Source organism: Brevundimonas sp. (assembly GCF_023259385.1).
Classification (GTDB): domain Bacteria; phylum Pseudomonadota; class Alphaproteobacteria; order Caulobacterales; family Caulobacteraceae; genus Brevundimonas.
This window is the reverse complement of sequence record NZ_JAHFPF010000182.1, coordinates 1-7,560: the sequence shown is the minus strand read 5'-3', so window position 1 is coordinate 7,560 and position 7,560 is coordinate 1. Positions and strand designations below refer to the sequence as shown.

Below are 7,560 nucleotides of genomic sequence, written 5' to 3'. Positions count from 1 at the left end.
AACGCGAGAGGGCGGAGGCGTGAGCATCTCTTCCCCCCTTCCCCTCGATGGGGGAAGGGGCCGGGGGATGGGGTGGCGGCAGTGCTTGTCAGGATGTAGCGCGTGAGGCGTTGTCGGCAGGGAGGGCTTCGATGGTGGAATATGACCGCTTCACCGGTCCTGACCGGATCAAGCCGGGCGGCGCTCAACGCGGCCGCCGTCTGCGCGCGTCTCCGACCCATGCCGAAGCGAAGCTTTGGGAGCGCCTTCGCCGCCTCGATATACGCATTCGCCGACAGGCTCCGCTGGGCGGCTATGTGGTCGACTTCGTGTGCCTTAGGGCCAAGCTGGTGATCGAGGTCGATGGCGGCGTTCACGAACTCACAGACGTTGCTCTACGTGATCTCGACCGCGATACTTGGCTGAAGAGCCAAGGTTTCCGTGTCCTCCGGATCCCCAATGCCCGTATCGACAAGGAACTCGATACGGTCGTCAGCGAGATCGAGGCCGCTATCCGCGCCTCCATGCCGACCCTCAAACAGCCTGCCACCACCCCATCCCAACCCTTCCCCCTCGAGGGGAAGGGCTTTAGCGACTTGTGATGCCCCAACTCCTCCTCGAACTCTTCTCCGAAGAAATCCCCGCCCGCATGCAGCAGGGCGCCGCGCGCGACCTGGAGCGGATGGCCGCCGAGCGGCTGAAGGCCGCCGGGCTGTCGTATGAGGCGCTGACCACCTTCGGCGGGCCGCGCCGCCTGACCCTGGTCGTCGAGGGCCTGCCGACCGCCACGCCCGACCGCGAGGAAGAGCTGAAGGGTCCGCGCGCCAACGCCCCGGAACAGGCGCTGGAAGGCTTCCTGCGCAAGACCGGCCTGACCCGCGACCAGCTGGTCGAGCGGGACGGCGTCCTGTTCGCCGTCATCAGCCAGAAGGGCCGCGCCACCGCCGACCTGATCCCCGAGATGGTCGACCAGATCGTCCGCGCCTTCCCCTGGCCCAAGTCGATGCGCTGGGGCTCCGGCACGCTGCGCTGGATCCGTCCGCTGAAGCGGATCGTCGCCCTGTTCGACGGCCATGTGATCCCGTTCGACATCGACGGCATTCAGAGCGGCGACACGACCGAGGGCCACCGCTTCCTCGGCTCGGGCAAGCCCTTCACGGTCAAGGATTTCGCCGACTACCGCGGCAAGCTGGAGCGGGAGTTCGTCCTGCTGGACGTCGCCGACCGCAAGCTGCGCATCCTCGAAGCCGCGAAAAAGGTCTGTTCGGACAAGGGGCTGGCCCTGGTCGATGACGACGGCCTGCTGGACGAGGTCGCAGGCCTGGCCGAATGGCCGACGCCGATTCTGGGCGACATGGACCCGCAGTTCCTCGACCTGCCGATGGAAGTCGTGCGCCTGTCGATGAAGGTGCATCAGAAGTATTTCGCCGTATCCGGGCGAATGGACGGAGTTCGAGATGACGGTTCGATCGTGAAAGGGGCATTGGTCCTTTCTCCGAACTTCGTCGTCGTTGCCAACGTCGAGGCCTCGGACGGCGGCAAGGCCCTGGCCGCCGGCAACAGCCGCGTGCTGAGCGCCCGCTTGAATGACGCCCGCTTCTTCTGGGACGAGGACCTGAAGACCGGCTTCGACGCCTGGTCGAAGAAGCTGTCCGGCGTCACCTTCCACGCCAAGCTGGGCACCTTGGCCGAGCGCGTCGAGCGCATCGCGGCCCTGGCCCGCGAGATCGCTCCTCTGGTCGGCGCTGATCCGGATCAGGCCGAGGCCGCCGCGCGCTTGTCCAAGGCTGATCTCGCCTCGGGCATGGTCAGCGAATTCCCGGAACTGCAGGGCGTGATGGGCGGCTACTACGCCCGCGCCTTCGGCCAGCCCGACGCCGTCGCCGACGCCGTCCGCGATCATTACAAGCCACAGGGCCCTTCGGACTCGGTCCCGACCGCCCCGCTGACGGTGGCGGTCTCCCTGGCCGACAAGCTCGACACCCTCGTCGGCTTCTTCGCCATCGACGAGAAACCCACGGGCTCGAAGGATCCTTTCGCCCTGCGGAGGGCGGCGCTGGGGGTGATCCGGCTGGTGCTGGAGAACCAAGCAAGACTTCGATTGAGTAACGCTGCGGCTGTTCAAGGCCTTCGAGCGCGTATGGATGCCCTGATTGTGAAAGCGCGCGAACAACAGAGCTTCTCAATTGAGGATATCGGGAAACTTTCTCCCAAAATTCTTGGCGAGCTTGCTGGTAAGCCCGAAGACCTGATCAAGAACCGAGATGTAATGCTTTCAGAGGTATATGATCTCGGAGCTGATGTGGGCGAACAGGAAGACGAGTATGGTGTACTCGCCTTCTTCGCCGACCGCTTGAAGGTCCTCCTCCGCGACCAGGGCAAGCGCCACGATCTCGTGGACGCCGTCTTCGCCCTCGGCGACGACGACCTCGTCCGCATCGTGCGCCGCGTGGAGGCTCTCGACGCCTTCCTGGCCACCGACGACGGGGCCAATCTGCTGGCGGGCTACAAGCGCGCGTCCAACATCCTCAAGGCCGAGGAGAAGAAGGGGCCCGTTCCGACCGGCATGGTCAGCACCGGCCTGCCGAACCAGCCAGAGCCCGAGACCGCCCTGGCCTTCGCCGCCGCCGCCGCCGCGACCGCCGTGGACGCCGCGCTGGAGACCGAGGACTTCGCCGCCGCCATGAAGGCGCTGGCCTCGCTCCGCGCCCCGGTCGACGCCTTCTTCACGGACGTGATGGTCAACTCGGATGTCGCCGAGGAGCGCGACAACCGCCTGAAGCTGTTGGGTCAGGTCCGCGCGGTCATGGGCCGGGTCGCCGACTTCGGCCAGATCGCGGGGTAGGGAGAGAAAAAGCGGGACGGCGAACCGTCCCGCCCGCTCATGCCGGGATCAACATTCCCAGCTGGTGTAGTCGTACGAGTCGCCCATCGTCAGGTCCGGCCAGCCGTTGTAGCCGTCCCAGGATTCCCAGCCGTCGCAGCCCATGTAGTTGGTCGAGACCAGCTGGCCGTTGATGTAATAGGTATACATATACCCCATCGTCTGGGGTCCCCAGTAGTAGCTGGTTTGCGCCGCCGCGGGGCCGGCTGCGGCCGCTGCGATCGAGCCCGCCAGGGCGGTCAGAAGCAGGATACGGGGAAGTTTCATCGTCCACTCTCCAAAGTCTGCCATGCCCTGCTGATGCAGGGCCGACGGCACGCTCGGGTGACGATCAGGGGTTGTCAATGCCAGGCCTTCACCCGTTCTGGTCGTTAACGACGCCAGGGGCGGAATTTCAAGGACTTGGCCTCAGGGCCGTCTCGCCAGCCCCGGCTGATCCATGAAGGCGGCGTCCAGTCCGTAGCCGGCGAACCGCGCCAGCCGCTCCCGCAGGCGCCCGTGGCTTGCGGGTTCAGCCCCGACCCGGTCCGCCTCCGGCAGGAAGACGTTCTCGGCCCGGAAGGTCCAGGCGGCGACCTTCAGCCCCGCCGCGTGGGCGTCCGCGATCAACGAGGACGGCGCGCCCGGCGTCGGCTCGATCATCGCCGTGTCGGCCCCGATCCAGTCGGCATAGGCCTTCACCGCCGCCAGCCCCCCAGGCGTCGCCATCGCCGCATAGGTCAGCGCCGGCCGGTCCGCCGGACCGCCTTCGCCGGCCATCAGCTGCAGCAGGGGCGTGTCGATCCGGGCGCTCAGCCGCTCCAGCGGTCCGACCTCGAAACACTGGACCAGCACCGGCGCGGTCGCGCCCGTCAGCCCGTGCCGCTCCAGCACCGCCACGAAGGCGTCCTCCATCGGCAGGCCCAGGGCGGCGAAGTGCGAGGGATGCTTCAGCTCCGGCGCGACGCCGATGGTCCGGCCGGTCCGCGCCGAGGCCTCGCGGGCGATGGCCAGCACCTGCTCGAAGGTCAGGATCGGCTCCTGCCCGTCGAAGGCCGTTCCGCGCAGCGCCGGCAGCCGCTCGCGGGCGCGCAGGGTCATCAGCTCGGCCAGGGTGAAGTCCTCGGTGAACCAGCCGGTGACAGACTCCCCGTCGATGTCGCGGGTCGCGCGGCGGTCGGCGAACTCCGGATGGGCGGCCACGTCGGTGGTTCCGCCGATCTCGTTCTCGTGCCGGACCACCAGGATCCCGTCGCGGGTCATGACCAGGTCGGGCTCGATGATGTCGGCGCCCTGTTCGATGGCCCGCTCGTAGGCCATGCGGGTGTGCTCGGGCCGTTCGCCCGAGGCGCCGCGATGGGCGATGATCAGCACGTCGGCCACGGCGGGGCTCGCGGTCAGCAACAGAAGGGCGGTCAGGATGATCCGGAACATGGCGCAGCGATAGCTCAACCGGACGACAGGCCGGTGAAGGCCTAGGCCCCCAGGATCCAGCCTTCTTCCTGCTCGACCCGCGCGATCAGGGCCTCGTCCGCGCCCTTGGGCGGGGCGAAGGCCTTCGCCAGGTCGCCGGCCTCATCCATTTTCGCCAGCGCCTCGGCGGTGGTGCGCACCTGGGCCTGGTCCTTGAACTCGCCCGCTTCCGGCTTGGCGTCGAACATCGACGGCCAGACCTCGACGACCACGGCCGACAGGGGCTCGACGTCCGCCGTGTCCAGCGCGCGCCAGCCGGTGCCGAAGGGCCAGACGGCGCCCGAGGGCCCCAGGCTCTCCAGCAGGCGGCGCACCATCGGGATACCCACTAGGGTCTGGCCGCCGACGGCGCCCGCGCCGTGCATCTGCCAGACCGACTTGGGCTGCAGCTTGCCCTTGCGCACCGCGTCCTCAGTGGCGCGGAACTCGGGGATGTCGGCGCCGGCGCCCGCGGGCGGTTTGGTGGTGGTCAGCCAGCGCTGCGCCTGCTTGGCGGGCGCGCCCCACATCGGCCAGGCCTCGTCCGTCATCAGCCGGTTGATCTTGGCCGCGACCTGGTAGCGGTTGTTGGAGTTGTCCGCCTTGTCGACGATGTTGGCCGCGATGAATTTCCACATCGCCGACCACGGGGTCCCGTCCAGCTTCAGCCGCGCCGCCGTGCCCGCCGGATAGCCGAAGTTGAAGTCGAAACCGACCAGCACGCGGTCGCCGCGCTTGCGGTGTTCCGAGACCAGCTTGTTCAGCAGGGCCTCGCCCTCGGCGCGCGTCGCCGTGTTGTGGGTCTCGGTGTAGAGGCGGAAGCGCACGTCGCGCTTGGCCACGCCGATCCAGACCGACTGATCGCCCAGCTTCTTGCCCTCGGCGGCGGTCCAGTCGGCAATGATCACGGCGTCGAACAGGCGGGCCACAGCGGGCTCCTTCAGGCTTACTCAAAACAGGTTGGGGGCGCTTCTAGCGCTCTCGCGTCGGGGGAGGAACCCCGCAGTCGCTCAACCCTTCAGCAGGGCTTCCAGATGCGACAGCCAGCGGCGGCCCAGCCGCAGCGCTTCGCCGGGCGAGCTGGTCTGGACGGGCAGGGTAGCGTCCCACAGGGCCAGTTCGAACTCCGGATGGCGGGCGTCTGCGAACATCAGCCGCAGCACCACCTGCTCGGCGTCGGGGGCCAGGATGTCCAGCGACTTGCGCGCCTCGCCCCGGCGCACCCGGGCGACCACATGGCCGTCGACAATGATCTCGCCGCCCTCGATCTCCTCAAAGGCGTAGACCAGTCCCGCCGCGCCTCGGTTCCACAGCACGGCGACCTGCGCCCCGTCGAAGTCCAGCCCGGCGGCGCGGCCCTCGGCGGGCGACAGGGCCTCGGCCTCGGGAACCGCGCCCAGCGATTTCAGCAGCGCCCGGCGCATCCGGCGCACGGGCTCCATCCACCAGACCAGCAACAGCGCCCCGGTGGTCAGCGCCGCCGCGGCCAGCGCCACCAGCAGGACCACCCGGAACACCTCGCTCAAGGTCAGTCCTCCAGCTCGACAACCACGGGGACGTGGTCGGACGGCTTGTCCATGTCGCGGGCGTCCCGGTGGGTCTCAACGCCCCGGAACCGGTCCGCCGCCTGCGGCGACAGCAGGTGGAAGTCGATGCGGATGCCGTGGTCGCGCTGCCAGGCGCCGGCCTGATAGTCCCAGAAGGTGTAGGTTCCCGGCGGCTGCTTGCCCAGCTCGCCGGCATCGCTCAGGCCGAGGTAGCGCAGGGCGCGGAAGGCGGCGCGGCTCTCGGGTTGGAACAGCGCGTCGTTGACCCAGGCGGAGGGATTCTTGGCGTCCTCAGGCGTCGGGATGACGTTATAGTCGCCGCACAGGGTGAAGGCCTCTTCCTGCGCCAGCAGGGTCCGGGCGTGGGCCTCCAGCCGCTCCATCCAGCCCAGCTTGTAGGCGAACTTGGGGCTCTCCACCGGATTGCCGTTGGGCAGATAGAGACAGCCGACCCGCACCGGACGCGGGCATTCGATCAGGGCCTCGATGTAGCGGGAGTGGACACCCTCGTCCTCGACCCCGGACTGGTCCTCGCCGGGCAGGCCGCGACGGACCTCGGACATCGGGAATTTCGAGAGCAGGGCGACGCCGTTATAGGTCTTCTGCCCGTGGACCTCGACGTTGTAGCCGAGGCTTTCGAACGCCTCGCGCGGGAATTTCTCATCCACGCATTTGATTTCCTGGAAGCCGACGACGTCAGGCTGGGCCGCTTCCAGCCACGCCAGCACGGTGGGCAGGCGGGCGTTGACCGAATTCACGTTCCAGGTGGCGATGCGCATGGGGTGCAAGCTAAGGCGCGTCGGGGGGCTCTGTGAAGCGCTGATCGCCGCAACGAAAAACGCCCCGGAGTTTCCTCCGGGGCGCTGATCGTTCGGCCGTAAGGACGCCTTAGGGGCGGCCGCCGGTCGCCGGGGCGGCGGCCGGAGCCGGGGTCAGGGTGCAACCCCCGCCGATGCGCTGGGCGGTGGCGCAGGGGTAGACCTGCTGGGTCACGCCTTCGTTGTTGACGCGGGCGATATAGCCCTGGCCCTCAGCGGCGCATTTGGCTTCGTAGAAGCGGCCGTTGGCGTTCTCGCCCATCATGCGGACCTGGGTGACGCTGCAATCCGAGGCGTCGGTGCCGGCCAGCTTGGGCTGGAAGCTCTGGGCCTGTTCCTGGGCCGTGGTGAAGCGGCACGAACCGTTCATGGACGCGATCTGCAGGCAATCCTTCAGATCCCAGCCGGTGGCGGTCTTTTCCAGCCAGTAGCCGTCGGCGCCGGCGCAGCCGACTTCGTAGACCATGTTGTTGCCGTCGCTCTTGCCGATGGCCAGGGCCTCGTCGACCGTGCAGGTCGCGCCGGCGGCGCGGGCCCAGCCGCCGATGACGGCGACGCCGTTCTGGTTGGCGGGCAGGGCGCACTGCTGACCGACGTCGGCGTTCGGATCGCGCGCACGGGCGATGGCGGCGGTGCCGGCCAGCTCGATGCAGCCGAAGGCCTGCGGCGGGGTCGAGGCGATCAGGATGTAGCCTTCGCCGCCGGCGCAGGCGGTTTCATAGACCTGGGACTCGCCGATCACGCCGGGATTGGTGGCCTCGACCAGCTCGCAGGTCACGCTGGCGGCGGTCAGCTGGGCCTGGGCGGCGGCGCGGACCTGCTCCGGCGTCGGCGGCGCGGCGGGAGCCGGGCGCGAACGGTCCTGGCGACGCTGGCGCGGCGAAGCGGCGGCGGGGGGCGG

Annotated in this window: 8 protein-coding genes; 2 read left to right on the top strand and 6 right to left on the bottom strand. The window is 68.7% G+C overall.

The window, feature by feature from the left end; genetic code table 11:
• Nucleotides 1-131 precede the first annotated feature (131 nt).
• The gene (locus Q0C81_RS13505) at nucleotides 132-581 is read left to right on the top strand and encodes an endonuclease domain-containing protein (RefSeq protein ID WP_291838816.1); all 450 of its coding nucleotides are present in this window, start codon (nucleotides 132-134) and stop codon (nucleotides 579-581) included.
• Complete coding sequence (glyS, locus tag Q0C81_RS13500) at nucleotides 581-2,824, top strand: glycine--tRNA ligase subunit beta (protein ID WP_291838812.1); 2,244 nt, start codon at nucleotides 581-583, stop codon at nucleotides 2,822-2,824. The genes Q0C81_RS13505 and glyS overlap by 1 nt, the downstream gene beginning before the upstream one ends.
• A gap of 48 nt (nucleotides 2,825-2,872) precedes the next feature.
• On the opposite strand, the gene Q0C81_RS13495 is transcribed toward glyS, so the two are convergent.
• From Q0C81_RS13495 to Q0C81_RS13470, 6 genes are all read right to left on the bottom strand, one after another.
• Nucleotides 2,873-3,130: a hypothetical protein gene (locus tag Q0C81_RS13495; protein ID WP_291838809.1), complete on the bottom strand. Its 258-nt coding sequence runs from the start codon at nucleotides 3,128-3,130 to the stop codon at nucleotides 2,873-2,875.
• A 141-nt stretch (nucleotides 3,131-3,271) separates the two neighbouring features.
• Entirely contained in the window at nucleotides 3,272-4,276 is a 1,005-nt protein-coding gene (locus Q0C81_RS13490) for a glycerophosphodiester phosphodiesterase (protein ID WP_291838806.1), read from the bottom strand.
• Nucleotides 4,277-4,317: 41 nt separating this feature from the next.
• The gene (locus tag Q0C81_RS13485) at nucleotides 4,318-5,223 is read right to left on the bottom strand and encodes a cobalamin biosynthesis protein CbiG (RefSeq protein WP_291838802.1); all 906 of its coding nucleotides are present in this window, start codon (nucleotides 5,221-5,223) and stop codon (nucleotides 4,318-4,320) included.
• Nucleotides 5,224-5,304: 81 nt separating this feature from the next.
• Nucleotides 5,305-5,811, bottom strand: a complete 507-nt coding sequence (locus tag Q0C81_RS13480; protein WP_291838819.1) for a hypothetical protein — start codon at nucleotides 5,809-5,811, stop codon at nucleotides 5,305-5,307.
• Nucleotides 5,812-5,822: 11 nt separating this feature from the next.
• A complete protein-coding gene (gene xth / locus Q0C81_RS13475; RefSeq protein WP_291838800.1) occupies nucleotides 5,823-6,620 on the bottom strand; it encodes an exodeoxyribonuclease III in 798 nt (265 codons plus the stop codon).
• A gap of 109 nt (nucleotides 6,621-6,729) precedes the next feature.
• On the bottom strand, nucleotides 6,730-7,560 hold an 831-nt coding region (locus Q0C81_RS13470), incomplete at its 5' end, for a hypothetical protein (protein ID WP_291838797.1).

Excerpts from the sequence above, each read along its gene's own strand:
- Q0C81_RS13490 (WP_291838806.1), bottom strand. The coding sequence starts at position 4,276 with ATGTTCCGGATCATCCTGACCGCCCTTCTGTTGCTGACCGCGAGCCCC.
- glyS (WP_291838812.1), top strand. The coding sequence starts at position 581 with ATGCCCCAACTCCTCCTCGAACTCTTCTCCGAAGAAATCCCCGCCCGC.
- xth (WP_291838800.1), bottom strand. The coding sequence starts at position 6,620 with ATGCGCATCGCCACCTGGAACGTGAATTCGGTCAACGCCCGCCTGCCC.
- Q0C81_RS13505 (WP_291838816.1), top strand. The coding sequence starts at position 132 with ATGGTGGAATATGACCGCTTCACCGGTCCTGACCGGATCAAGCCGGGC.
- Q0C81_RS13495 (WP_291838809.1), bottom strand. The coding sequence starts at position 3,130 with ATGAAACTTCCCCGTATCCTGCTTCTGACCGCCCTGGCGGGCTCGATC.